This is a genomic window from Cupriavidus malaysiensis, assembly GCF_001854325.1.
Classification (GTDB): Bacteria; Pseudomonadota; Gammaproteobacteria; order Burkholderiales; family Burkholderiaceae; genus Cupriavidus; species Cupriavidus malaysiensis.
In genome coordinates this window covers 4102210-4126454 of sequence record NZ_CP017754.1, presented here as the reverse complement: position 1 = coordinate 4126454, position 24245 = coordinate 4102210, and the positions used below count along the sequence as shown (strand labels likewise).

Sequence of the window (24245 nt, the reverse complement as noted above, 5' to 3'; positions counted from 1 at the left end):
GCTTGTCTCCTCTTTCTCTTGTTGTGTCTCTTGTTGTTTCTCGTTGTCGTCACATGGCGGTTGCGCGCGCCCGGCGAGGGCAACCGCGCCTACCAGGTGTCGATGAAGCGGCGCGCTTCGGGCGCGCGCGCGCCGAGCGCATCGGCCGGCACCGAGGCCAGGCCGCGCAGCAGCCAGCGGCGCGTGTCGGCCGGATCGATCACCGCGTCGATCTCGAGATGGCTGGCCATGTTCAGCGCCCGCCCGCGCTGGTAGGCCGCATCGACCATGCGCGCGAAGAGTGCCTCGCGCTCATCGGGGTCGGCCACCGCTTCCAGCTCCTTGCGGAAGCCGAGCCGGATCGAGCCTTCGATGCCCATCGCGCCGAACTCGCCGCTGGGCCAGGCCACCGTGAAGAACGGCGCGGAGAAGCTGCCGCCGGCCATGGCCTGCGCGCCCAGCCCGTAGCCCTTGCGCAGCACCACGGTGAAGAACGGCACGCGCAGCGCGCCCGCGGTGACGAACAGGCGCGACACGTGGCGCACGGTGGCGGTCTTCTCGGCCTCGGGACCGACCATGAAGCCCGGCGTGTCGCACAGCGACAGCAGCGGCAGCCCGTGCGCGTCGCACAGCTGCATGAAGCGCGCGGCCTTGTCGGCGGCGGCCGCGTCGATGGCGCCGCCCAGGTGGCGCGGGTTGTTGGCGATGCAGCCGAAGGCGCGCCCTTCGATGCGGATCAGCGCGGTCAGGATGCCGCTGCCGAAGGCGGGGCGCAGTTCGAGCACCGAGCCGGTGTCGGCCAGCGCCTCGATCACGGCGCGCATGTCGTAGCTGCGCAGCCGGTTCTCCGGGATCACATGGCGCAGCCGGCGCGCGTCGCCGGCCTCCCAATGCGTGGCGTCGCCCTGGAAATAGGACAGGTAGCGGCGCGCGGCTTCCACGGCCTGCTGCTCGTCCTCGACCAGCACGTCGATCACGCCGTTGGGCGCCTGCACGCCGACCGGGCCGACTTCCTCGGGTGCGTACACGCCCAGGCCACCGCCTTCGATCATGGCGGGACCGCCCATGCCGATGGTGGCGCTGCGCGTGGCGATGATGACGTCGGCGCAGCCCAGCAGCGCGGCGTTGCCGGCGAAGCAGCGCCCGTGCACGATGCCGACCAGCGGCACCTGGCCCGACAAGCGCGCGAACTGGATGAATGAGGTGCAGTCGAGGCCGGCCACCACCGGCATGTCGGTGTCGCCGGGCCGGCCGCCGCCGCCTTCGGCGAACAGCACCACCGGCACGCGCCACTGGCGCGCCAGCGCCAGCATGCGATCCAGTTTCTTGTGGCCGTAGAAGCCCTGGGTGCCGGCCAGCACGGTGTAGTCGTAGGCCAGTACCATGCAGCGCGTGTCGGCTGCACTGGTGGCGCCGGCGTTGACGGTGCCGATGCCGGTGACGATGCCGTCCGCCGGCGTGGCGCGCACCAGGTCGTCGACGCTGCGGCGCTGGCGCTGGGCCGCGATGGCCAGCGCGCCGTATTCGATGAAGGAGTCCGGGTCGCACAGCTGCTCGATGTTCTCGCGCGCGGTGCGCCCGCCTTGCCGGTGACGCTTGGCGACGGCGTCCGGCCGCGCCGCGTCCAGGCCGAAGGCGATGCGCTCGAGGGCATCGCGCAGGTCGGCGCGGATGTGGTCGGGCGCGGCTTCGTGCTGCGTCGACTGGTGCCCGGTCTCATCGTCGCCATCGGCTTCGAGCCACAGCACCGGGGCGCCGGCGCGGACCGTGCCGCCGGGCGCCGCGAGCACGCGCAGCACGGTGCCCGACGCCGGTGCGTCGAGCGTGTGCTCCATCTTCATGGCCTCGATCACGGCGAGCGATTGCCCGCGCCGCACGCGCTCGCCGACGGCGACCTGCAGTGCGGCGAGGGCGCCGTCCATCGGCGCGGCCACGGCGACGGCATGGTCGGGCAGCGGTTCGGCGGCGGTGGCGGCCGCCGTGTCGTACATGCCGCCGGCGGCACGGGCATGCAGGGCGGGATGCGGATCGTCCGCCGCGGCCCTGGCGGCCAGCGCGGGCAGGGCCTCGTCGAGGTACTGGGTGTGGACGGCGTTGGCCCGCACCGCGTCCTGCTGCAGCAGTTCCTGCAGCAGGCGCCGGTTGGTGGCGATGCCCTCGATGCGGAACTCGCACAGGGCGCGGTAGGCGAGGGCGAGCGCGCGGCCGTAGTCGCCGCCCGGCTCGTGCACGATCAGCTTGGCGAGCAGGGAGTCGAAGCGCGGATTGACCACCATGCCGGCAAAGCCGGCGCCATCGACGCGCACGCCCGGGCCGCTGGGCGGCTCGTAGGCGCTCAGCATGCCAGCGGCAGGACGCAGCTGTCCGTTGCCGTCGACCTGTTCGGCGTTCAGGCGCAATTGCACCGCCACGCCGCGCGGCGCCGGCGCCGTGGCCAGGCCGAGGCGCGCCAGGGTGGCATCGCCAGCCAGGGCGAGCTGGAGCTGCACCAGGTCCACGCCGGTGACCATCTCGGTGACGGTGTGCTCGACCTGCAGGCGTGGATTGGCCTCCATGAACCACAGCGCAGCCTCGTGCCGTCCCTGGCGCGGCGCCTCCACCAGGAACTCGAAGGTGCCGATGCCGCGGTAGGCCGCCGCGCGCGCCAGCGTCAGCGCGGCCTGCGCCACGCGGGCGCGCGTGCGCGCATCGAGCGACGGGCTGGGCGCGATCTCGACCAGCTTCTGGTGGCGCCGCTGCAGGCTGCATTCGCGCTCGCCCAGCGCGATCGCGTTACCGGTGGCGTCGGCCGCCACCTGGACCTCGATGTGGCGCGGTGCCTCGACGATGCGCTCGACGTAGACCGCGCCATTGCCGAAAGCCGCGGTGGCTTCCGAGACGCAGCGCGCGTAGGCCTCGTCGATCTGCGCCGCGTCATGCACGGCCCGCATGCCGCGCCCGCCGCCCCCGGCGAGCGCCTTGATCATCATGCCGGCGCCGGGCGACTCGGCCTGCAGCGTGGCGAAGAAGGCGCGGGCGCCGTCCAGCGTGGTGGGGCCGGTGGTTCCTGCCACCACCGGCACGTCGTGCTCGCGGGCCAGCGCGCGGGCGCGTGCCTTGTCGCCGAACAGCCGCAGCACGTCCGGCGCGGGGCCGACGAAGCCGAGCCCGGCATCCAGGCAGGCCTGGGCGAAGTCGGCGTTCTCCGACAGGAAGCCGTAACCCGGATGGACCAGGGTGCAGCCGGCGGCGCGCGCCGCGGCCACCACCTGGGCAATATCGAGGTAGGCGCGCGGGCCGCTGCCCGGCAAGGCCACGGCCTGGTCGGCCTTGCGCACGTGCAGCGCGTCGCGGTCATCCTCGCTGTAGATGGCGACGGTGGGGATGTCCAGCGCGGCCGCGGCGCGGGCGATGCGGATGGCGATCTCGCCGCGGTTGGCGATCAGCAGCTTCGGGGTGGTCATGATGCAGAGGTCGGAGGAGTCGGGAGCCCGTGGGCGGCCGGTGGAAGCCGGCCCCGGGGGCGATGGTTGGTGCGCCGTAGCCGGTGCCCTGGCCGGCGGCGCGGCTCGGACCCGCGGGGCGTCAGCGCACCGCGGCCGCGAGGTCGGCCAGGTCCTGCTTGCGCACCTTGCCGGTGGCGGTCAGCGGCAGGGCGTCGACGATGCGCAGCAGCGGCACCTTGTAGACAGCCATGTTGGCGCGGCACCAGGCGGTCAGCGCGGCTTCGTCGAGCGTGCCGGCGGCTTCGGGCTTGAGCATCACGAAGGCTATCGGCAGCTGGCCGCGGTCTTCGTCCGGGCGCCCCAGCACGGCGGAGCCGAGCACCGCCGGGTGCTGGCCGAGCAGGGCCTCGATCTCGGCCGGGAACACGCTCATGCCGTTGACCTTGAGCATCTCCTTGCGCCGGCCCAGGTAGTGCAGGTAGCCCTGCGTGTCGATCACGCCGATGTCGCCGGTGTGGAACCAGCCGCCGCGCAGCGACTCGCGCGTGGCCTCGGGCTTGTTCCAGTAGCCCTTGAGCAGCGTTGGCGTGCGCACGCACAGTTCGCCCTCCGTGCCCGGCGGCAGCAGTGCGCCGCTGTCGAAGTCGCAGATCTTGAACTCGGTGCCCGGGACCGGCAGGCCGACGAAGATGGGCTGGGAGCGCAGGTCGAGATCGTCCCCCTGCATGCCCAGCGTGAAGGTGTTGCAGGTCTGGGTCTCGGTCATGCCCCAGGCGGTTTCGGCGATGGTCGAGCCGGTCAGTGCCTGCCAGCGGCGCCGGTAGTCCAGGTTGAGCTTCTTGACGAAGGACGACACGCCCACGTGCCGCAGGGAGCGCAGCGAATACTGCGATACGCGCGGGTGGTCCATCACCTCCACCACGCTGTCGACCAGCATGGAGGCATTGGTGACGCGGTAGCGTTCGACCGCGGCCATGAAGGTCTCGGCATCCCAGCGTGCCAGCAGGACCAGCGGCGTGCCGTAGAAGACCGGGAAGATCAGGCACAGGTTTTCGCCGGCGATCCAGAACTCGGGAAAGAAGCCGAGCATCACGGCCTGTTCGTCGAGCGGCAGCGAGACCGCGCCGAAGGCTGCCGCCATGTCGACCATGTCGCCCTGGGTGTGGATGCAGCCCTTGGGCAGGCCGGTGGTGCCGCCGGTGTAGTTAAGCGCGGCCACGGCGTCGAGCGCGGGCGCGGCCCGTGGCGCGGGCGCCTGGCAGGCGGCCAGCGCTGGCAGCAGGTCGATGGCATGGTCCTGCGGTTCGGCCGGGCAGCGCGGCGCCTGGGCCATCGGCGGCAGGGGCAGCGTCGGTGCGGCCGGCACCACGTCGGCGAAGCTGGTGTAGAACAGGCTGGCGAGGGGATCCTCCGCGCCCAGCGCGCCGCGCGCATCGCGCACCAGCGGCAGCAACTGGTCCAGCGCGACCAGCGCGCGCGGCGTGCTGTCGCGCAGCGCGTGCAGCAGCTCGGCGCGCTGGGAGAGCGGGCTGACCGGCACGTAGACCGCGCCCAGCTTCAGGATGCCGAAGAAGACCACGTGGAATTGCGGGCAGTTCGGCAGCAGCACCGCCACGCGGTCGCCGGCGCCGATGCCGTGCGCGGCCAGCAGCGCGGCACAGCGGTCGCTCAGCGCATCCAGTTCGCCGTAGGTGGTCTGGTGCCCGTAGAAGAGCACGGCGGGCTGTCCGGGCCGCGTGCGGCCCCAGTGGCGCAGCATCTCGCTGAGCGGCTGGCGCCCCAGCGGGTAGACCGGCTCGCGTGGCGTGCCGGCAGGCCATGCGCGCTGCCAGCGCTGGTGCAGGTCGTCGAGATAGGCGGCTTCGTCGGCGGCCGCGGCCGGCCCCTGGGCGGTATGGTCCATCGGTGCGGGTCTCCTCGCGAGTGCGACGCGCCGGCGATGCAGCGCATCTACCTTTTGGTATATTTATTTACCTCTTGGTAAGATGCTAGGGAGATCGCCGCCAGTCGTCAAGCGGGAGCCGGGCGCGGCGCTGCCGGCGAGCGGCGGCAGCGCGGTGGCAGAGTGCCGCCGTGCGAGAATTCCGACATGTCCATGCCACAGCCCTCCGCCCTCGCCGAAGCCACTCCCGCCCGTTCGCACATCGCCGAGCGCCAGGAAGCGCGGCGCCGCCAGATCCTCGATACCGCGGCCCAGCTCTTCTACACCAAGGGCTATCCGGGCATGACCATGAACGACCTGTGCCGGGCGCTGGGCGTGACCAAGCCCGCGGTCTATTACTACTTCACCGACAAGTACGAGATCTTCGACATCCTCTGCCGCGAGTCGGCGCAGACCTGCCTGCCGGTGATCCGCGAAACCGCCGATCCTGCGCTGCCCGTGCGCGAGCGTCTCGAGGCCTGCCTGCTGGAGATGGCGCGGCGCTGCATCGCCAGCCATGTGCCGGCCACGCTGAGCTTCCGCGACCACCAGTACCTGCGTCCCGACACCGTGGCCTGGCTCGGCGAGATGGCGCGCGCCTTCTACCGGGATCTCTATGCCTTGCTGGAGGAGGGCAAGGGCGCCGGCGTGTTCGCCTACGGCGATGCACGCGTGGCCGCGCACGCCATCGGCAGCGTGGTCGGCTTCATGTACACCTGGCACGATCCGGACCGCCTCGACGGCGAGGCGCTGGCGCGCGAGCTGGCCACCAATATGATGAAGCTGGTATTGCCGGCCGGCGACTGAGGCGCGTGCCGCGGGCCGGATGAGGCTGCGATTTTCCTGGGAGCCTTCGCGAAGACGGCTGGCCCTCTTCCGATTGCAAGCGCGCATCAGGGTATTCCCCAGTCAGTGTGCGTCCCATGGCACGGGAATCACGCTATGCTGGGCCTCGTTTCCAGAGGACTTCATCTAATTGGTTGTCTAAAGCCCGGCGGCGCGTTTAGCATGCCGAAAATCGAACGATCATTCAGAAATCCAGAAATCAGGAGACGGTGGCTATGGAAAGGTTTTGGCTGAAGCAGTACCCGGCGGGCGTGCCCGCCGAGATCGATGCCAGCCAGTTCCGCTCGCTCGGCGAGCTGCTGGAAGAGTCTTTCCGCGCCTATGCGGACCGCAAGGCTTTCGTCTGCATGGACAAGGCCATCACCTATGGCGAACTGGACCGGATGTCGGCGCAGTTCGCCGCCTGGCTGCAGGCGCGCGGCCTGCGCGCCGGCGCGCGCGTCGCCATCATGATGCCGAACGTGCTGCAGTACCCCGTGGTGCTCGCCGCGGTGCTGCGCGCAGGTTTCGTCGTGGTCAACGTCAATCCGCTGTACACCCCGCGCGAGCTGGAGCACCAGCTCAAGGACAGCGGCGCCGAGGCCATCGTCATCCTGGAGAATTTCGCCACCACGCTGCAGCAGGTGCTGGCCAGCACGCCGGTCAAGCATGTCGTCGTGGCCAGCATGGGCGACCTGCTCGGCGGCCTCAAGGGCGCCATCGTCAATTTCGTCGTGCGCAACGTCAAGAAGATGGTGCCGGCCTGGGAGCTGCCCAACTGCGTCCGCTTCAACGACGTGCTGCGCGAAGGCAGCCGCATGCAGCGCAAGCCGGTCTCGACCGGCCCGGACGATGTCGCCTTCCTGCAATACACGGGGGGGACCACCGGCGTGTCGAAGGGAGCGACGCTGCTGCACCGGAACATCGTTTCCAATGTGCTGCAGTCGGAGGCCTGGATGCAGCCGGCGCTGAACAAGGGCGGCCAGATCGACCAGGTGATCACCATCACCGCGCTGCCGCTCTACCACATCTTCGCGCTGACGGTCTGCTGCCTGCTGGGCATGCGCAGCGGCGGCATGAGCGTGCTGATCCCGAATCCGCGCGACATCCCGGGCTTCGTCAAGGAACTGCAGAAGTACCGCTTCCACATGTTCCCGGCGGTCAACACGCTGTACAACGCGCTGCTCAACAGCCCGGACATCGGCAAGGTCGACTTCTCCAACCTGCGCGTCGCCAACGGCGGCGGCATGGCGGTGCAGGAGGCGGTCGCCAAGCAATGGCTGGCCAAGACCGGCTGCCCGATCATCGAGGGCTACGGCCTGTCGGAGACGTCGCCCTCGGCCACCTGCAACCCGACCGACACCGATGCCTTCTCCGGCACCATCGGCCTGCCGCTGCCTTCCACCGATATCGCCATCCGCGACGACGACGGCCGCGACCTGCCGCTGGGCCAGCCCGGCGAGATCTGCATCCGCGGGCCGCAGGTGATGGCCGGCTACTGGAACCGTCCGGACGAGACCGCCAAGGTCATGACGCCGGACGGCTTCTTCAAGACCGGCGACATCGGCGTGATGGACGAGCGCGGCTACACCAAGATCGTCGACCGCAAGAAGGACATGATCCTGGTGTCGGGCTTCAACGTCTATCCGAACGAGGTCGAGGGCGTGGTGGCGGAATGCCCGGGGGTGCTGGAAGTGGCAGCGGTCGGCGTGCCGGACCAGCACTCCGGCGAGGTGGTCAAGCTGTTCGTGGTGAAGAAGGATCCGGCGCTGACCGAAGCGGACGTGATCGCCTTCTGCAAGGAACGCCTGACCGGCTACAAGCGGCCGAAGTATGTCGAGTTCCGCAGCGAGCTGCCCAAGACCAATGTGGGCAAGATCCTGCGCCGCGAGTTGCGCGACAACCGCCAGGCGGCCTGACCGGTACGTCGGCGCCGGCATCGCGCCGGCGCCGCCTGCAGCCGCGGCCTCGGGTCAGGGCGCGGCCAGGCTGGCCTTCAGGCGGCCGAGCAGCTTGAACAGCGCGCGGCGGTCGGATTCGCCCAGCCCGCCGAACAATTCCTCGACCCACTGTTCGTGGGCCCGCGCCATGCCCGAGAATGCCGTGCGGCCGGCCGGGGTCAGCCGGATCAGGTAGGCACGGCGGTCGCTGGGCAGCGCTTCGCGCGAGACCAGTCCCTCCTGCTGCAACTGGTCCGTGATGCCGGTCACGTTGCCGCCGGTCACCATCAGGCGGCGCGACAGCTCTCCCATTTTCAAGCCTTCGGGGTGGCGGTCCAGCTGGGCCATCAGGTCGAAGCGCGGCAGCGTGCAGGCGAACTCCTGGCGCAGGCGGGAGCGGATATCCCCTTCCAGCAGGTTGGTGCAGGTCAGCAGGCGCAGCCACAGGCGCAGCGCCTCATGGCCACTGTCGTCGGCACGGGTTTCGAGGTCCAGCGCCGGTTCGGCGCTTGCCTCGATATCGGGAGGATTGGGCATCTTGTACGGCAAGAGGGCACCGCCGGCCGCCAGGCGGCCGCGTGCTTATTTGATGCCTCAAGTATATATGCGCCGACGGCGCAGGCGCGTCAATCCACCTTCGCGCCGGAGTCCTTCACCACCTTGGACCACTTGGCCAGCTCGGCGCGGATGAAGGCGGCGAACTGCTCGGGCGTGTTGCCGACCGGATCGGCGCCCTGGGCCTGCAGCTTGTCGCGCATCGCCGGCGTGGCCAGCGACCTGGCCACCTCCTGCTGGATGCGCACCACGACCTCATGAGGCGTGCCTGCCGGTGCCAGCAGGCCGAACCAGGAACTGGCTTCGTAGTTCGGCAGCTTGGCCAGCTCCGCGATCGTGCCCACGCCCGGGAGCGCGGCCGAGGGCTTGGCGCTGGTCACCGCCAGCGCCTTGAGCTTGCCCGCCTTGATCAAGGCGATCGAGGAGGGCAGGTTATCGAACATCAGCTGCATGGTGCCCCCGGCCAGGTCGGTCAGCGCCGGTCCGCTGCCCTTGTAGGGGAAGTGCACCATATAGGTATGGGTCTGCGTCTTGAACAACTCGCCGGCCAGGTGAATCGAGGTACCGTTGCCGCTCGAGGCCATATTCAGCTTGCCGGGATGGGCGCGCGCGTAGGCGATCAGGTCGTTGACCGTGTTGATCTGGTTCTGCTGCGCGAAAGCCGGGTTCACGACCAGCACATTGGGTACGGCGGCCACCTCGGTGATCGGCGCGAAATCCTTGACCGGGTCGAAGGGCAGCTTGCCGTAGAGCGACTGGTTGATGCCGTGCGTGCCGACGGTGCCCATCAGCAGCGTGTAGCCGTCGGGCGGTGCCTTGGCCACCAGGTCGGCGCCGATATTGCCGCCCGCGCCGGGGCGGTTGTCGACCACGACGTTCCAGCCTGGCAGCTTGGACAACTCGGCCGCCACCGCGCGCGCCAGGATGTCGGTGGTCCCGCCCGCCGGGAAGGGCACCACCAGCCGGATCGGCTTGCTCGGATAGGCGTCGGCCGCCGCCGGGCCCGACACCCCGGCGAGGCTGGCGACGGCGCCGAGCATCACCGCCAGGATGGTTCTGCGACTGCTGCGCATAGGTCTGTCTCCGGAATCGGTCTCTTCGGACCGGGTTGTGGATGCACAGCATTGTAGGCAGCCCGGCGCACGGCGCGGATGCGGTGATGCCCTAGGTGGCCTTGCCGGCCGCGCCATGAAAAAAGGCACCCGAAGGTGCCTTGCAGGATGAAGCGATGGTTCTTGTTAGAACTTGTGGCGCAGGCCGACGGCGACGCCGACCATGCTGTCCTTGCCCGTGGCGGGTGTATAGCCGTTGGCGAAGTTGATCGACAGGTTGTCCAGGCCCAGGCCGGCGTTCTTGGCATAGGCGCCCATCACGTAGACGTCGGTGCGCTTGGACAGGTTGTAGTCCGCGACCAGCTGCACTTGCCAGGGATTGGGCGGATTGACCGAGGTGGTGGCACTGGTGGCCATGCTCTTGAAGTTGTCGTAAGAGTAGCCCAGCGTCAGGCCCAGCGCGGCGGTTGCCTGGTAGTTGATACCAGCCCAGTAGTAGTCGTCGCGGTACTGCGAGAGGGCCGATGCCAGACCAGCGGGTGCCTGGGCCTGGCCCCAGCGGTAGCCGGCCATGACCTTGATGGCGCTGCCGAAGGAGTAGCTGGCGGCCACGGCTGCCTTGCGGATCGTGCCAGTGGCGCCGCCGGCGCCGTTGAGTGACGGGTTGTACTGGTCGTAGGCCACGCCGACGCCGAGCGGGCCGGCGATGTAGGAGGCACCGAGACCGTAGCCGCTGTCACGGCGGAACTGGCCCGGCGCTTCGCCGGCGCCCAGCGCGCCATTGCCGAACGACCAGTGGCCCTCGGCCGTGACCGGACCGAAGGTGCCGGTGTACTTGGCGGTGTTGTCCGAGCGGAAGTTCAGGCCCAGTTGCTGCACCACCGGTTCCCACATCGTGGCGTAGCCGGTCGGCGAGAAGTTGGCGAGCACGTCGAAGATCGTGGTGTACTGGCGGCCCAGGGTGATCTTGCCGAACTGGTTGTTGTTCAGGCCGACGAAAGCTTGGCGACCAAACAGGCGGTTGCCCTGCTGGCTGGCGCCGTTGTCAATGCCGAAACCGCTTTCCAGCACGAACAGTGCCTGGTTGCCGCCGCCCAGGTCTTCCGTGCCGCGCAGGCCCCAACGCGAACCGGACAGGCCGCCGCCGCTGGCCATGCGGAACAGGTTCGCCGAGCCGCCGCCGGCCTTCGGCATGTTGCTGACGTACTCGATCGGCGCATCCACCACGCCGTACAGGGTCACGCTGGATTGCGCTTGAGCCGCACCGGCACATGCGCACAGCGCCGCTGCCGCGATAAGCGATTTCTTCATGCTCGATGATCTCCATTTAAGAATTATTGGTGTCATACGGCGAGACCTCCTGTTTCCTCTCCACTCGCCGGCACGACAAACTTCGTAAGAAGTTGCCAAGTAATGTAACAAACAACCCCTGATTCACCAGTAGAGGCTCCCCTCCCTTGTCTGCTTTTCACAACTCAGGGTTTTGGAGCACCGGGCGGGGCAGGGCTCGGCCCGGTGCGGGCTGCGCGCCAGGCGGCGCGCGCTGGCGACGCGCTACAATACGGGTAATCCCGAGGAATGACCGGGCCCTCACGACGGCCTGGATCCCCCACGCTGGTGGGGCGGTCCCGCGGCAAGCACAACGACAATGGACACCCTGATTCGAGAATTCGACGTCGCGCTGCGAGCGATCGCCGGCGTGACGCGGGCCGCGCGCCCGAACCCCGCTGATACCCTGGCGCCGGACGACGCGGCCCTGTCCGAGGACGAGCGCCGCCATGTGGCCGGCCTGATGCGCATCAACCATGTCGGCGAGGTCTGCGCCCAGGCCCTCTACCAGGCGCAGAAGCTGACCGCGCGCACGCCGGCGGTGCGCACGCAGATGGATACCGCGGCGCGCGAAGAGGAAGACCACCTCGCCTGGTGCGCCGATCGCCTGCGCGAGCTCGGTTCGCGGCCCAGCCTGCTGAATCCGCTCTGGTATGCGGGCGCCTTCGCCATCGGCTGGGCGGCCGGCCGTGCCGGCGACCGGGTCAGCCTCGGCTTCGTCGCCGAGACCGAGCGCCAGGTCGAGCAGCACCTGAGCGGCCACCTCGAGCGCCTGCCCGCGGCCGACTCGCGCTCGCGGGCCATCCTCGAACAGATGCGCGACGACGAGGTGCGCCATGGCGACGCCGCCAGGGAGGCGGGCGGCATGCCGCTGCCCGACCCCGTGCGGGCCGTCATGCGCCTGGCCTCGCGCGTGATGACCACGGCCGCCTACCGTCTCTGACGGCGCCCGGCCGGTGTCCCTGCGGGCGTGCCGGCCAGGACGCCCGCCGGGGTGAATTGCAAAACGTTGTATCCTTCCAATCGGCCCGCGGACCCGGATTCCGCCGGCCAGCCGCAGTTTCTCCCTCGGCAGTTCTCAGGTGGTTTCTCCGCATTCCTCCCTAAGACCTTCATTTCATTAGGAATTCACCATCAAGGTGCGTGAAGTGTGCGCGCTAAGTCATTGTTCTGATTCAGAAAATCCGTGTTTGCTGCGGCACGGCGAGCCTTGACCCGCCAAAACGCTTCCTCTAAAGTGGGAAATAGTGTGAGGAAGTGTATTTTTGTGTGAGGGATCGAGGGGTTTGTGGGATCATTTCCTGCAAGCTGAACCCGGAGAGCTTGGGCGGTAGCCGGCGAAAAGGGCGCCGGTAACATTCGGGGGCGAAATTGTTTCAGGGAGCTTCGGCGCTGTCGCTGGATGCCAAGGGCCGGATGTCGATTCCGGCGAGGCATCGCGAGGCGCTGCAACAACAGGCCGAGGGCCGGGTGACGCTGACCAAGCACCCGGATGGCTGCCTGCTGCTCTTTCCTCGTCCCGAATGGGAAACCTTCCGTAGCCGGATTGCGGCGCTGCCGATGGATGCGCACTGGTGGAAGCGCATCTTTCTGGGCAACGCCGCCGACGTGGACATGGACGGCGCAGGCCGCGTGCTGATCGCACCGGAACTGCGCAGTGCCGCCATGCTCGACAAGGAAGTGATGCTGCTCGGCATGGGCAGCCACTTCGAAGTCTGGGATGCCGCGACATACGCCGCCAAGGAACAGCAGGCGATGGCGCAGGGCATGCCGGAAGCATTGAAGAATTTCTCTTTCTGATTAGGTCATGAGCCCAACCGCAACGCCGGGAACCACCGCCCTGCGCCATCGCACCGTGATGCTGGACGAAGCCGTCGAGGCTTTGCTCTGGCGCTCGGATGGCGTCTATGTGGACGGTACCTTCGGGCGCGGGGGGCATAGCCGGGCCGTGCTGGCCCGGCTCGGACCAGCCGGCGCCCTGGTCGCCTTCGACAAGGATCCGGCAGCAATCGCAGAAGCGGGCACCATCCAGGATGCCCGCTTCTCCATTGAGCATGCGAGCTTCGCGGAGATGGGCGCGTGCCTGTCCGGCCGCGCACCGGTGGCGGGCGTGCTGCTCGACCTCGGCATCAGCTCGCCGCAGATCGACGAGGCGTCACGGGGATTCTCCTTTCGTTTCGAGGGGCCGCTGGACATGCGCATGGACACCACGCGCGGCATCACCGCCGCCGAGTGGCTGGCGCAGGCGGATGAGAAAGACATCGCGAGGGTGATACGGGACTATGGGGAAGAACGGTTTGCTGTACAGATTGCAAAGGCGATTGTTGCTCGCCGGAGCGAACCCGGCGATGGCGGACCCATTGCCACTACATCCGACCTTGCCGCGCTCGTGGCGAAAGCCGTCAAGACTCGCGAGAAGGGTCAGGACCCTGCGACCCGCACCTTTCAAGCTCTACGGATTCACGTCAATCAAGAGCTTGCGGACCTCGAAAGAGGCCTGAGCGCGGCGTACGAGTTGCTGGAGGTCGGAGGGCGCCTGGTGGTGATCAGCTTTCACTCGCTGGAGGATCGCATCGTCAAGCGGTTCATGCAGGCGCACGCCCGCCCCCAGCAGGACGCCGATCCGGCCCTGCGGCGCGCGCCGCTGCGCGCCGCCGACCTGCCCCAGCCCACGCTCAAGCTGCTCGGCCGCTACAAGCCCAGCGAGGCCGAGGTCGCGGACAACCCGCGCGCGCGCTCGGCGGTGATGCGCGTGGCGGAGAAACTGCCGCCGGCGGGAGTGCGCGCGTGAACCGCCTGGCCTTCTTCCTGCTCGTGGCCCTGATGCTGTGCGCGCTGTCCCTGGTCGGCGCGCAGCACCAGGCTCGCACGCTGTTCGTTGCACTCGAGCGGGCGCAGAGCGAGGAGAAGCAGCTCGACGTCGACTGGTCGCGCCTGCAATACCAGCAGAGCGCGCTCAGCAAGAGCGCGCGCATTGCCGATGCGGCGCGCAGCCAGCTGCAGATGTCCCCGGTCACCCCCGGGCGTACCCAGTACCTGTCCGGCATCGTGCTGGCGCCCGCCAGCGGCGTTGCGGCGGCGCCGGCCAGCAGCGCGGAGGGCCGGCCATGACCATCGCCCGTTCCGGCCAGGGCGTCGGCGCGCGTGCGCGCGCCGACGGTGCCAACGGCCGCGCGCGTCCGCGCAGCGGCCAGTTCTCGGCCAGTCCGGTGCTCGGCCTGAGGCTGCCGATGTGGCGTTCCAAGTTCGTCGTGTTCCTGATGTTTGCCGCCTTCGTGGCGCTGGCCGCGCGCGCGCTGTGGATCCAGGGGCCTGGCAACCAGTTCTACGAGGCGCAAGGCAAGAAGCGTTTCCAGCGCACGCTCGAGCTGCCGGCCACGCGCGGCAAGATCCTCGACCGCAACGGCCTGGTGCTGGCCACCAGCCTGCCGGTGCGGGCCATCTGGGCGGTGCCGGAGGACGTGCCGGAGCAGGTCGAGCTGGACAAGATCCAGCGCCTGGCCAAGCTGCTCGGCATGTCCGAGAAGGAATTGAGCAAGAAGCTGTCCGAGGACAAGAGCTTCGTCTACCTGAAGCGCCAGGTGGAGCCCGACGTGGCGGACAAGATCGCCGAACTGAAGATCGACGGCATCCACCAGATGCGCGAGTACAAGCGCTTCTATCCCGAGGGCGAGGCGATGGCCCACGTGGTCGGCTTCACCAATGTCGAGGACAAGGGGCAGGAGGGCGTCGAGCTGTCGCAGGAGTCCGTGCTGGCGGGCAAGCCCGGCGCGCGCCAGGTGATCAAGGACCGGCTCGGCCGGGTGGTCGAGGACGTCGGCGTCCTGAAGACGCCGCGCGACGGCGCCGACCTGCAGCTCTCCATCGACGCCAAGATCCAGTACCTGGCCTTCAACGAGGTCAAGGCGGTGGTCGAGCGCAACAAGGCCAAGGCCGCCAGCGCCGTGGTGCTCGACGCGCAGACCGGCGAGATCCTGGCGCTGGCCAACTGGCCTACCTATAACCCGAACGACCGCACCCGCCTGTCGGGCGAACAGTTGCGCAACCGCGTGTTGACCGACACCTTCGAGCCGGGCTCGATGATGAAGCCGATCACCGTCGGCCTGGCCCTGCAGCTCGGCCGCGTGACGCCGTCGACCGTGATCCAGACCAGCGGCAAGTTCACCTACGAAGGCGCGACCATCTCCGACACCCATAACTACGGCGCCCTGACCGTGGCCGGCGTGATCCAGAAGTCGAGCAACATCGGCACGATGAAGATCGCGATGCAGCTCAAGCCGCAGGAGATGTGGGACATGTTCACCAGCGTCGGCCTCGGCCAGGCGCCCAAGATCGGCTTCCCCGGCGCGGTGGCCGGGCGCGTGCGGCCGTGGAAGAGCTGGCGCCCGATCGAGCAGGCGACCATGTCCTACGGCTACGGCCTGTCGGTCTCCCTGTTGCAGATGGCCCATGCCTACACCATCTTTGCCCATGACGGCGAGCTGATCCCGCTGTCGATCTTCCGCACCAGCGGTCCGGTGGGCGGCGAGCGCGTGCTGTCGCCGGAGGTGGCGCGCCAGGTGCGCGCCATGCTGGAAACCGTGACGGCGCCGGGCGGCACCGCGCCGCAGGCGCAGGTGATGGGCTACCGCGTCGGCGGCAAGACCGGCACGGCCTACAAGCACGTCGGTCGCGGCTATGACCGCAGCAAGTACCGCGCATCCTTCGCCGGCCTGGCGCCGATGTCCAACCCGCGCGTGATCGTTGCGGTCAGCGTGGACGAGCCGTCCGCCGGCAGCCACTACGGCGGCGCCGTCGCCGGCCCGGTCTTCGCCGCGCTGACCAGCGGCGCGCTGCGCGCGCTGAACGTGCAGCCGGACTCGCCGATCCGCCAGCTGGTGGTGACCGACGGGGTGCAGGAAAGCGAACCCTGGAGCGGATCCCAATGAGCGGCAAGGCCATGCTTCCCATCGAACTGGCGGCCGAGGCCGACAACGCGCTGGCCTGGCTGCGCGCACATGCGCCCGCCACGGCCAGGTTGACCGGCGACACGCGCCGCCTGGCGCCGGGCGATGTGTTCTTCGCCTACGTGCTCGGCAACCAGCGCCTGTCCACCGACGGCCGGCCGCATATCGCCCAGGCCATTGCCGCCGGCGCCTCGGCGGTGATCTACGAGGCCGACGGCTTCGCCTGGCAGCACGGTCAGGCGGTCGCCCATCTCGGCGTCGACGGCCTGCACCGCCTGGCCGGCCCGGTTGCCGCCGGCTGGTACGGCAACCTGGCGCAGCCGCTGGCGGTGACCGGCATCACCGGCACCAATGGCAAGACCTCGTGCAGCCAGTGGCTGGCCCGGCTGCTGCAGGCGGCCGGCACCCCCTGCGCGGCAATCGGCACGCTCGGCACCGGTTTCCCCGGTGCCCTGAAGATGACCGGCTTCACCACGCCCGATGCGGTGCAACTGCAGGCCAGCCTGGCCGAGCTGCGCACAGCCGGTGCGCGCGCCGTCGCCATGGAAGTGTCGTCGCACGGCCTCGAGCAGGGGCGCGTGGCCGGGACCTGCTTCGATGTGGCGGTGTTGACCAACCTGACCCAGGACCATCTCGACTACCACGGCACCATGGCCGAGTACGAGGCGGCGAAGGCGCTGCTGTTCCAGTGGCCCGGCCTGCGCACCGCAGTGGTCAACCGCGACGACGCCATGGGGCGCCGCCTGCTGGCCGGCGGCGGCGCCAAGCTGTCGGCCCCGCAGGTGATCGAGTACGGCATCGACGGCCCGGCCGGCGCCAGCCTTGCCGGCCCGCGCGGCCAATGGCTGCGCGCCAGCGCCGTGCAGGCCACCACCGGCGGCACCAGTTTCCACATCGACGGCAGCTTCGGCAGCGCCGAGGTGGTGACGTCGATGATCGGCGCCTTCAATGTCAGCAACCTGCTGGCCGTGCTGGGTGCCGCGCTCGCCAACGGCGTGCCCTGGGACGCCGCGCTCGCGGCGCTGCGCGGGCTGACCCCGGTCGAGGGGCGCATGGAGCTGTTCGGCGGCCACGACGGGCCGCTCGCCGTGGTCGACTACGCACATACGCCGGACGCGCTGGAGCAGACGCTGGCCGCGCTGCGGCCGGTGGCGCAGGCACGCGGTGGACGGCTCTGGTGCGTGTTCGGCTGCGGTGGCGACCGCGATCCGATCAAGCGTCCGCTGATGGGCGCCGTGGCCGAACGGCTGGCCGACGAAGTGGTCCTCACCAGCGACAACCCGCGCAGCGAAGACCCGCAGGACATCCTGGAGGCCATTGCCGACGGCATGCGGGAGCGCGCGCGCGCGCGCCTGATCGAGGACCGCGCCGCCGCCATCCTCCACGCCATCCGCCATGCCGGCGCCGCCGACGTGGTGCTGGTGGCCGGCAAGGGCCATGAGGCCACCCAGGAAGTGAATGGCCGCAAGCGGCCTTTCTCCGACCGCGAGCATGTGCGCCTGACCCTGGGCGCGCGCGGAGTCTCGGCATGAGCAGCATGAACACCGAACGTACCGAACCCAGCGAAGCGATGTGCTCGCTGGCCCAGGCCACTGCCTGGATCGACGGCGCCAGCGTGCGCGGCGATGCCGCGCGCGCCTTTACCCGCGTCCATACCGACAGCCGCACCGCGGCGCCCGGCGACCTCTTCGTCGCACTCAAGGGCGAGCGTTTCGATGCGCACGATTTCCTGCCCGAGGTGGTGGCGCGCGGCGTGGCCGCGGTGCTGGTCGCGCGCGAGCCCGGCCTGGACGTGCCGGCCATCGTGGCGCCCGACACGCGGCTGGCGCTGGGTGCGCTCGCCGCGGGCTGGCGCCGCCGCTTCCACCTGCCGACCGTGGCGGTGACCGGCAGCAACGGCAAGACCACGGTCAAGGAGATGATCGCGGCGATCTTCGCCGCCGCGGTCGGCGCCGAGCAGCGCCTGGCTACCGGCGGCAACCTGAACAACGATATCGGCCTGCCGCTGACCGTGCTGCGCCTGCGTGCGCAGCACCGGCTGGCCGTGCTCGAACTGGGCATGAACCATCCGGGCGAGACGGTCTACCTGGCCGGCATCGCCCAGGCCACGGTGGCGGTGATCACCAACGCCCAGCGCGAGCACCAGGAATTCATGGTCAGCGTCGAGGCGGTGGCGCGCGAGCATGCCGCAGCCATCGCCGCGCTGCCGGCCGACGGTGTCGCCGTGATCCCGCACGACGCGGAAGGCGGCAGCACGCATGCGCCGATCTGGCGCGAAGCTGCCGGCGCGCGCCGCGTGCTGAGCTTCGGCCTGGCGACCGGCGCCGACGTCGGCGCGGAGATCCGGCTCGAGGACGGCGTGCAATGCCTGCAGGTACGCTCGCCGGCCGGCGCATTCGAGGTGCGCCTGCCGCTGCTCGGCGCGCACAACGCCCGCAACGCGCTTGGCGCGATCGCGTGCGCGCTGGCCGCCGGCGTTGAAGTGGCGGCGATCCAGCGTGGCCTGGCCGGCTTCAGCGCGGTCAAGGGACGCCTGCAGGTCAAGCATGGCCGGCGCGGCGAACTGGTGATCGACGACAGCTACAACGCCAATCCGGACTCGGTGCGGGCGGCGATCGACGTGCTGGCCGGCTTCGCCACCCCGCGCCTGCTGGTGCTGGGGGACATGGGCGAGGTCGGCGACCAGGGCGTGCCGTTCCACGCGGAGGTCGGCGCCTTTGCGCGTGAGCGCGGCATCGGCGCGCTGTGGGCGACGGGCGAACTGGCGACCCATGCGGTGCAGGCCTTCGGGCCGGGTGGACGCCATTTCGCCCGCGCGGAAGACCTGCTGCAGGCGCTGGCGGCGGATGAGGAAGGGGTGGTGACGCGGGCAGCCGCGGTGCTGGTGAAAGGATCGCGCTTCATGCGCATGGAACGGATGGTGGATGCGCTGGTCGGATCCCCCATCGCACAGTGAGACGCCGGATCCACCGGCGGCTGGCGAAAGGAATACGGAAACACGATGTTATTGGCTCTGGCCCAGTGGCTGCAAGACGACTACGGCTTCCTGCGGGTCTTCAACTATCTGACCTTCCGCGCGGTGATGGCCAACCTCACCGCGCTGGTGATCGGGCTCGCGCTCGGCCCGTGGGTGATCCGCAAGCTGACCGACCTGAAGATCGGCCAGGCGGTGCGCACGATCGGCCCGCAGACCCACCTGGTCAAGGCCGGCACGCCCACCATGGGCGGCGTGCTGGTGCTGCTGTCGATCGCCATCTCCACGCTGCTGTGGTGCGACTGGGGCAACCGCTTCATCTGGGTAGTGATGCTGGTCACGCTGGGCTATGGCGCGATCGGCTGGGTCGATGACTACCGCAAGGTGGTCTATCGCGATCCGCGTGGCATGTCGAGCCGCGAGAAGTTCTTCTGGCAGACTCTGATCGGCCTGGTGGCGGCGGTCTACCTGGCCTTCTCGGTCTCGGAAAGCAGCAACGTGAAGGTCTGGCACCTGTTCCTCGGCTGGGTCGAGGGTGGGATGTCGCTGGACATGCCGTACAAGTCCAACCTGATCGTGCCCTTCTTCAAGGAGGTGAGCTACCCGCTGGGCGTGGCCGGCTTCATCGTGCTGACCTACCTGGTGATCGTCGGCTCGAGCAACGCGGTCAACCTGACCGACGGCCTCGACGGGCTGGTCATCATGCCGGTGGTGCTGGTCGGCGGCGCGCTGGGTGTGTTCGCCTACGTGATGGGCAGCGCGGTGTACAGCAAGTACCTGTTGTTCCCGCACATCCCCGGCGCCGGCGAACTGCTGATCTTCTGTTCGGCGATGGCAGGCGCGGGGCTGGCCTTCCTCTGGTTCAACGCCCATCCGGCCCAGGTCTTCATGGGCGACGTGGGCGCGCTGGCGCTGGGCGGCGCGCTCGGCACGGTGGCGGTGATCGTGCGCCAGGAAATCGTGCTGTTCGTGATGGGCGGCATCTTCGTGGTGGAAACGCTGTCGGTGATGCTGCAGGTGACCTGGTTCAAGATCACCAAGCGGCGCTACGGCGAAGGACGGCGCTTGTTCCGCATGGCGCCGCTGCATCACCACTTCGAGCTGAGCGGCTGGAAGGAGACGCAGGTCGTCGTGCGCTTCTGGATCATCACCATGCTGCTGGTGCTGATCGGCCTGTCCTCGCTGAAGCTGCGCTGAGCGGCGCAGCGGGACGGAAATTCAGGTAATCAACAGGAACGAAGGCAGGGAAACAAAGTGTTCGGCGAGTTGCAACAACCTCATGTGCTGGTACTGGGCCTGGGCGAATCGGGCCTGGCGATGGCGCGCTGGTGCGGCCGCCACGGCTGCGCCGTGCGCGTGGCCGACACGCGCGAGGCGCCCGCCAACCTTGTCTTCCTGCAAGCCGAGCTGACCGGCGCGGAGTTCGTCGGCGGCGCTTTCGGCGAGACGCTGCTCGACGGCATCGGCCTGGTGGCGATCAGCCCCGGCCTGTCGCCGAACGAGGCCGGTACGGCCGCCCTGCTGGCGGCGGCGCGCGCGCGCGGCATCCCGGTGTGGGGCGAGATCGAGCTGTTCGCCCGCGCCCTGGTGCAGTTGCAGGCCGACACCGGCTATACCCCGAGCGTGATCGCCATCACCGGCACCAACGGCAAGACCACCACCACCGCGCTGACCGGCCGTCTGGCCGAGCGCGCCGGCAAGAGCGTGGCCGTGGCCGGCAATATCAGTCCTTCCGCGCTCGACAAGCTGGCCGCCTGCATCGCCGCCGGGGCGCTGCCCGAAGTCTGGGTGCTGGAACTCTCCAGCTTCCAGCTCGAGACCACCCACACGCTGGCGCCGCACGCGGCCACCGTGCTCAACGTGACGCAGGACCACCTCGACTGGCACGGCAGCATGGAGGCCTATGCCGCCGCCAAGGCCCGCATCTTCGGCACCTCGGGCCGTTGCGTGCAGGTGCTGAACCGCAATGACCGCGTGACCATGGCGATGGCACGGCCCGGCTCGGTGCCGGTCAGCTTCGGCACCGACCTGCCCGAGACGGCCGGCAGCTACGGCATCCTGCGCGAGGGCGGCATGCCCTGGCTGGTGCTGGCGGAGGCCGACAGCGAGGCCGAGGAGTCCAGGCCGCGTCGCCGCAAGTCCGCCGCGGGCGCGCCGGAGGAGGCGCTGCCGGTTCGCCACAAGCGCCTGATGCCCGTGGACGCGCTGCAGATCCGCGGCCTGCACAATGCCACCAATGCGATGGCCGCGCTGGCACTGTGCCGCGCCATCGGCCTGCCGCTCAATGCCCTGCTGCACGGGCTGCGCGAGTACCAGGGCGAACCGCATCGCGTCGAGCACATGATGACGCTGGACGAAGTCGAGTACTTCGACGACAGCAAGGGCACCAATGTCGGCGCCACCGTGGCCGCCTTGTCCGGGCTGGACAAGCGCGTGGTGCTGATCGCGGGCGGCGAGGGCAAGGGGCAGGATTTCTCGCCGCTGGCGGCGCCGGTCGCGCAGTACGCGCGTGCGGTGGTGCTGATCGGGCGCGCCGCCGGTGAATTGCGCGCGGCGCTGGAGCAGAGCGGCGCGCAGCTGGTCGACGCCGGCACGCTGGAAGAGGCGGTCACGCTGGCCGCGCGCCTGGCCCAGCCGGGCGACGCCGTGCTGCTGTCGCCCGCCTGTGCCAGCCTCGACATGTTCCGCAACTACGTGCACCGCGCCGAGGTGTTCCGCGCCGCGGTGGAGGAACTCGCCCTGTCCCGGGGGATCATGCCATGAGCGATTCGCAGGTCAAGCGCAGCGGCTTCATCGGCGCCACCATCGGCAATGCCTGGGGTGGCCTGCGTGACGCGGTATCCGGCGTCAAGCCGACGCGCTCGCGCATGATGGAATACGATCAGCCCCTGCTGTGGGTGTCGATCGTGCTGCTCGCCTTCGGCCTGGTGATGGTCTACTCGGCCTCGATCGCGCTGCCCGATGCGCCGCGCTATGCCAACTACGGCGAGGGCCACTTCCTGCTCCGCCACGCCTTCGCGCTGTTCATCGGCCTGTCGTGCGGCCTCGTCGCCTTCCAGATCCCGGTCAAGGTGTGGGACCGCTACGCGCCCAAGCTCTTCATCCTCGCCCTGCTGCTGCTGGTGGTGGTGCTGATCCCCCACGTCGGCAAGGGCGTCAACGGCGCGCGCCGCTGGATTCCGCTGGGCGTAATGAACTTCCAGCCCTCCGAGCTGATGAAACTGGCGGTGGTGCTGTACGCGGCCAACTACACCGTGCGCAAACAGGAGTGGATGCAGACCGTCGCCAAGGGCTTCCTGCCGATGGGAGTGGCGGTGGTCGTGGTGGGCATGCTGCTGCTGCTGGAGCCGGACATGGGGGCCTTCCTCGTGGTGGCCGCGGTGGCGATGGCCATCCTTTTCCTGGGCGGGATCAACGGCAAGCTGTTCGCCGGCCTGGTCGGCGTGGCGATCGGCGCCTTCGCGCTGCTGATCACGGCATCGCCCTGGCGGCGCGAGCGGATCTTTGCCTACCTGAACCCATGGGAAGAGAGCAACGCGCTGGGCAAGGCCTACCAGCTCACCCACTCGCTGATCGCCTTCGGGCGCGGCGAATGGGCCGGCGTCGGACTGGGCGGCAGCATCGAGAAGCTGCACTACCTGCCCGAAGCCCACACCGACTTCATCCTCGCCGTCATCGGCGAGGAATTCGGTTTCATCGGCGTGCTGGTGGTGATCGTGCTGTTCTACTGGCTGGTGCGGCGCGCCTTCGGCATCGGCCGCACCGCGCTGCAGCTCGACCGCACCTTTGCCGGCCTGGTGGCCAAGGGCATCGGCGTGTGGGTCGGCTGGCAGACCTTCATCAATATGGGCGTGAACCTCGGCCTGCTGCCGACCAAGGGCTTGACGCTGCCGCTGGTCAGCTACGGCGGCTCGGGCATCCTGATGAACTGCGTGGCGCTCGCGATCCTGCTGCGCATTGATTATGAAAACCGTGTATTGATGCGCGGAGGGAAGGTATGACCGGAGCGCGGCAATACACGGTTTCGGTGGAGGCTAACTTCCTGCGTGAGCAGGAAGTTAAGCGCAGCGGCCGTAGCCAAAACCTCGTTGCGATGCGCGGAGGGAAGGTATGACCGGAGCGCAGCAATACACGGTTTCGGTGGAGGCTAACTTCCTGCGTGAGCAGGAAGTTAAGCGCAGCGGCCGTAACCAAAACCTCGTTGCGATGCGCGGAGGGAAGGTATGAGCGCGCAGCGCACCCTCCTGGTCATGGCCGGCGGCACCGGGGGGCACGTCTTCCCCGGGCTGGCGGTCGCACGCACGCTGCGCGAGCAGGGCTGGCGCGTGGTCTGGCTGGGCAACCGTACCGGCATGGAGGCGACGCTGGTGCCGAAGCACGATATCCCGATGGAGTTCGTGCAGTTCGGCGGCCTGCGTGGCAAGGGCCTGGTGACCAAGCTGCTGCTGCCGCTGAACCTGCTGCGCGCCTTCTGGCAGAGCCTGGGTGCGCTGCGCCGGGTACGCCCGGACGTGGTGCTGGGCATGGGCGGCTATATCACCTTCCCCGCGGGCATGATGGCGGCGCTGATCGGCCGGCCGCTGGTGCTGCACGAGCAGAATTCGATTGCCGGCCTGGCCAACAAGGTGCTGGCCAAGGTGGCGGACCGTGTGCTGTGCGCTTTCCCCGGGGCACTGCCCGGGGCCGAGTGGACCGGCAATCCGGTACGCGCGGAGGTGGCCGGCCTGCCGGCACCCGAGGCGCGCTATGCGCAGCGCACCGGTCCGCTGCGCGTGCTGGTGGTGGGCGGCAGCCTGGGCGCGGCCGCCCTCAACGAGGTGGTGCCCAAGGCGCTGGCGCTGCTGCCGGCGGCCGAGCGGCCGCGCGTGACGCACCAGGCCGGCGTCAAGCAGATCGACACCCTGCGCGCGAATTACGCGGCGGCAGGCGTCGAGGCCGAGACCGTGCCCTTCATCGACGACATGGCACGAGCCTACGACGAGGCAGACCTGGTGATCTGCCGCTCGGGCGCAATGACCGTATCGGAAGTCGCGGCGGCGGGCGTGGCGGCGCTGTTCGTACCGTTCCCGCATGCCGTGGACGACCACCAGACCACCAACGCGGAATTCCTCTCGCGGCAGGGCGCGGCCCTGCTGGTCCAGCAGCAAGACCTGAACCCCGAGGGGCTGGCGCGCACGCTCGCCGGCCTGCAGCGGCCGCAACTGAAAGACATGGCGCGCCTGGCGCGCGGCCTGGCCAAGCCGGATGCGACCCGGCGCGTGGCCGAGGTCTGCGCCGGCATGGCCAGGCATTGAAGCAA

At 69.3% G+C, this 24245-nt stretch carries 18 protein-coding genes; 13 read left to right on the top strand and 5 right to left on the bottom strand.

The window, feature by feature from the left end:
• Positions 1–89: 89 nt before the first annotated feature.
• Together BKK80_RS18670 and BKK80_RS18665 are read right to left on the bottom strand one after the other, a co-directional pair.
• Positions 90–3422 (bottom strand): acetyl-CoA carboxylase family protein, encoded by a 3333-nt coding sequence (locus BKK80_RS18670; protein ID WP_071070442.1) that lies wholly within the window; start codon positions 3420–3422, stop codon positions 90–92.
• A 121-nt stretch (positions 3423–3543) separates the two neighbouring features.
• Entirely contained in the window at positions 3544–5307 is a 1764-nt protein-coding gene (locus BKK80_RS18665; RefSeq protein WP_071070440.1) for an AMP-binding protein, read from the bottom strand.
• Between the two features lie 192 nt (positions 5308–5499).
• Here BKK80_RS18665 and BKK80_RS18660 point away from each other — a divergent pair, with 192 nt between their 5' ends.
• Both BKK80_RS18660 and BKK80_RS18655 read left to right on the top strand, forming a co-directional pair.
• Positions 5500–6132, top strand: a complete 633-nt coding sequence (locus tag BKK80_RS18660) for a TetR/AcrR family transcriptional regulator (RefSeq protein WP_418235868.1) — start codon at positions 5500–5502, stop codon at positions 6130–6132.
• A gap of 254 nt (positions 6133–6386) precedes the next feature.
• The gene (locus tag BKK80_RS18655; protein WP_071015615.1) at positions 6387–8069 is read left to right on the top strand and encodes a long-chain fatty acid--CoA ligase; all 1683 of its coding nucleotides are present in this window, start codon (positions 6387–6389) and stop codon (positions 8067–8069) included.
• Positions 8070–8123: 54 nt separating this feature from the next.
• Here the strand turns inward: BKK80_RS18655 and BKK80_RS18650 are convergent, their stop codons facing one another.
• The 3 genes from BKK80_RS18650 to BKK80_RS18640 all read right to left on the bottom strand — a co-directional run bounded on the left by BKK80_RS18650 (position 8124) and on the right by BKK80_RS18640 (position 11008).
• The gene (locus BKK80_RS18650) at positions 8124–8627 is read right to left on the bottom strand and encodes a MarR family winged helix-turn-helix transcriptional regulator (protein WP_071037863.1); all 504 of its coding nucleotides are present in this window, start codon (positions 8625–8627) and stop codon (positions 8124–8126) included.
• Between the two features lie 89 nt (positions 8628–8716).
• Entirely contained in the window at positions 8717–9718 is a 1002-nt protein-coding gene (locus tag BKK80_RS18645) for a Bug family tripartite tricarboxylate transporter substrate binding protein (RefSeq protein ID WP_071070438.1), read from the bottom strand.
• A gap of 165 nt (positions 9719–9883) precedes the next feature.
• Positions 9884–11008 (bottom strand): porin, encoded by a 1125-nt coding sequence (locus tag BKK80_RS18640; protein ID WP_071070436.1) that lies wholly within the window; start codon positions 11006–11008, stop codon positions 9884–9886.
• A gap of 337 nt (positions 11009–11345) precedes the next feature.
• Between BKK80_RS18640 and coq7 the strand changes: the two genes are divergently transcribed.
• From coq7 to murG, 11 genes are all read left to right on the top strand, one after another.
• Entirely contained in the window at positions 11346–11969 is a 624-nt protein-coding gene (gene coq7, locus BKK80_RS18635; RefSeq protein ID WP_071015610.1) for a 2-polyprenyl-3-methyl-6-methoxy-1,4-benzoquinone monooxygenase, read from the top strand.
• A gap of 428 nt (positions 11970–12397) precedes the next feature.
• Positions 12398–12826, top strand: a complete 429-nt coding sequence (mraZ, locus tag BKK80_RS18630) for a division/cell wall cluster transcriptional repressor MraZ (protein WP_071015608.1) — start codon at positions 12398–12400, stop codon at positions 12824–12826.
• Between the two features lie 7 nt (positions 12827–12833).
• On the top strand, positions 12834–13817 hold the full coding sequence (rsmH, locus tag BKK80_RS18625) for a 16S rRNA (cytosine(1402)-N(4))-methyltransferase RsmH (RefSeq protein ID WP_071015606.1): 984 nt from the start codon (positions 12834–12836) through the stop codon (positions 13815–13817).
• Complete coding sequence (ftsL, locus tag BKK80_RS18620) at positions 13814–14137, top strand: cell division protein FtsL (protein WP_071015604.1); 324 nt, start codon at positions 13814–13816, stop codon at positions 14135–14137. Before rsmH ends, ftsL begins: the two co-directional genes overlap by 4 nt.
• The gene (locus BKK80_RS18615) at positions 14134–15954 is read left to right on the top strand and encodes a peptidoglycan D,D-transpeptidase FtsI family protein (RefSeq protein ID WP_071015602.1); all 1821 of its coding nucleotides are present in this window, start codon (positions 14134–14136) and stop codon (positions 15952–15954) included. Before ftsL ends, BKK80_RS18615 begins: the two co-directional genes overlap by 4 nt.
• Positions 15951–17504: a UDP-N-acetylmuramoyl-L-alanyl-D-glutamate--2,6-diaminopimelate ligase gene (locus tag BKK80_RS18610; RefSeq protein ID WP_071015601.1), complete on the top strand. Its 1554-nt coding sequence runs from the start codon at positions 15951–15953 to the stop codon at positions 17502–17504. Before BKK80_RS18615 ends, BKK80_RS18610 begins: the two co-directional genes overlap by 4 nt.
• The gene (locus BKK80_RS18605) at positions 17501–18928 is read left to right on the top strand and encodes a UDP-N-acetylmuramoyl-tripeptide--D-alanyl-D-alanine ligase (RefSeq protein WP_236903694.1); all 1428 of its coding nucleotides are present in this window, start codon (positions 17501–17503) and stop codon (positions 18926–18928) included. Before BKK80_RS18610 ends, BKK80_RS18605 begins: the two co-directional genes overlap by 4 nt.
• Positions 18929–18973: 45 nt before the next feature.
• Positions 18974–20143: a phospho-N-acetylmuramoyl-pentapeptide-transferase gene (gene mraY / locus BKK80_RS18600; protein ID WP_071015599.1), complete on the top strand. Its 1170-nt coding sequence runs from the start codon at positions 18974–18976 to the stop codon at positions 20141–20143.
• A 57-nt stretch (positions 20144–20200) separates the two neighbouring features.
• Positions 20201–21709, top strand: coding sequence for a UDP-N-acetylmuramoyl-L-alanine--D-glutamate ligase (gene murD, locus BKK80_RS18595; RefSeq protein ID WP_071070433.1), 1509 nt, complete (start codon positions 20201–20203; stop codon positions 21707–21709).
• Positions 21706–22947, top strand: a complete 1242-nt coding sequence (gene ftsW, locus BKK80_RS18590; RefSeq protein WP_071015596.1) for a putative lipid II flippase FtsW — start codon at positions 21706–21708, stop codon at positions 22945–22947. Before murD ends, ftsW begins: the two co-directional genes overlap by 4 nt.
• A gap of 222 nt (positions 22948–23169) precedes the next feature.
• Positions 23170–24240 (top strand): undecaprenyldiphospho-muramoylpentapeptide beta-N-acetylglucosaminyltransferase, encoded by a 1071-nt coding sequence (murG, locus tag BKK80_RS18585; RefSeq protein WP_071015594.1) that lies wholly within the window; start codon positions 23170–23172, stop codon positions 24238–24240.
• Positions 24241–24245 lie beyond the last annotated feature (5 nt).

What these genes read in the sequence shown, in the direction of transcription:
- mraY (WP_071015599.1), top strand. Translation starts at nt 18,974, where the DNA reads ATGTTATTGGCTCTGGCCCAGTGGCTGCAAGACGACTACGGCTTCCTG.
- murG (WP_071015594.1), top strand. Translation starts at nt 23,170, where the DNA reads ATGAGCGCGCAGCGCACCCTCCTGGTCATGGCCGGCGGCACCGGGGGG.
- BKK80_RS18645 (WP_071070438.1), bottom strand. Translation starts at nt 9,718, where the DNA reads ATGCGCAGCAGTCGCAGAACCATCCTGGCGGTGATGCTCGGCGCCGTC.
- rsmH (WP_071015606.1), top strand. Translation starts at nt 12,834, where the DNA reads ATGAGCCCAACCGCAACGCCGGGAACCACCGCCCTGCGCCATCGCACC.
- BKK80_RS18615 (WP_071015602.1), top strand. Translation starts at nt 14,134, where the DNA reads ATGACCATCGCCCGTTCCGGCCAGGGCGTCGGCGCGCGTGCGCGCGCC.
- BKK80_RS18665 (WP_071070440.1), bottom strand. Translation starts at nt 5,307, where the DNA reads ATGGACCATACCGCCCAGGGGCCGGCCGCGGCCGCCGACGAAGCCGCC.
- BKK80_RS18655 (WP_071015615.1), top strand. Translation starts at nt 6,387, where the DNA reads ATGGAAAGGTTTTGGCTGAAGCAGTACCCGGCGGGCGTGCCCGCCGAG.
- BKK80_RS18640 (WP_071070436.1), bottom strand. Translation starts at nt 11,008, where the DNA reads ATGAAGAAATCGCTTATCGCGGCAGCGGCGCTGTGCGCATGTGCCGGT.
- ftsW (WP_071015596.1), top strand. Translation starts at nt 21,706, where the DNA reads ATGAGCGATTCGCAGGTCAAGCGCAGCGGCTTCATCGGCGCCACCATC.
- BKK80_RS18670 (WP_071070442.1), bottom strand. Translation starts at nt 3,422, where the DNA reads ATGACCACCCCGAAGCTGCTGATCGCCAACCGCGGCGAGATCGCCATC.
- coq7 (WP_071015610.1), top strand. Translation starts at nt 11,346, where the DNA reads ATGGACACCCTGATTCGAGAATTCGACGTCGCGCTGCGAGCGATCGCC.
- BKK80_RS18650 (WP_071037863.1), bottom strand. Translation starts at nt 8,627, where the DNA reads ATGCCCAATCCTCCCGATATCGAGGCAAGCGCCGAACCGGCGCTGGAC.
- BKK80_RS18605 (WP_236903694.1), top strand. Translation starts at nt 17,501, where the DNA reads ATGAGCAGCATGAACACCGAACGTACCGAACCCAGCGAAGCGATGTGC.
- BKK80_RS18660 (WP_418235868.1), top strand. Translation starts at nt 5,500, where the DNA reads ATGCCACAGCCCTCCGCCCTCGCCGAAGCCACTCCCGCCCGTTCGCAC.
- BKK80_RS18610 (WP_071015601.1), top strand. Translation starts at nt 15,951, where the DNA reads ATGAGCGGCAAGGCCATGCTTCCCATCGAACTGGCGGCCGAGGCCGAC.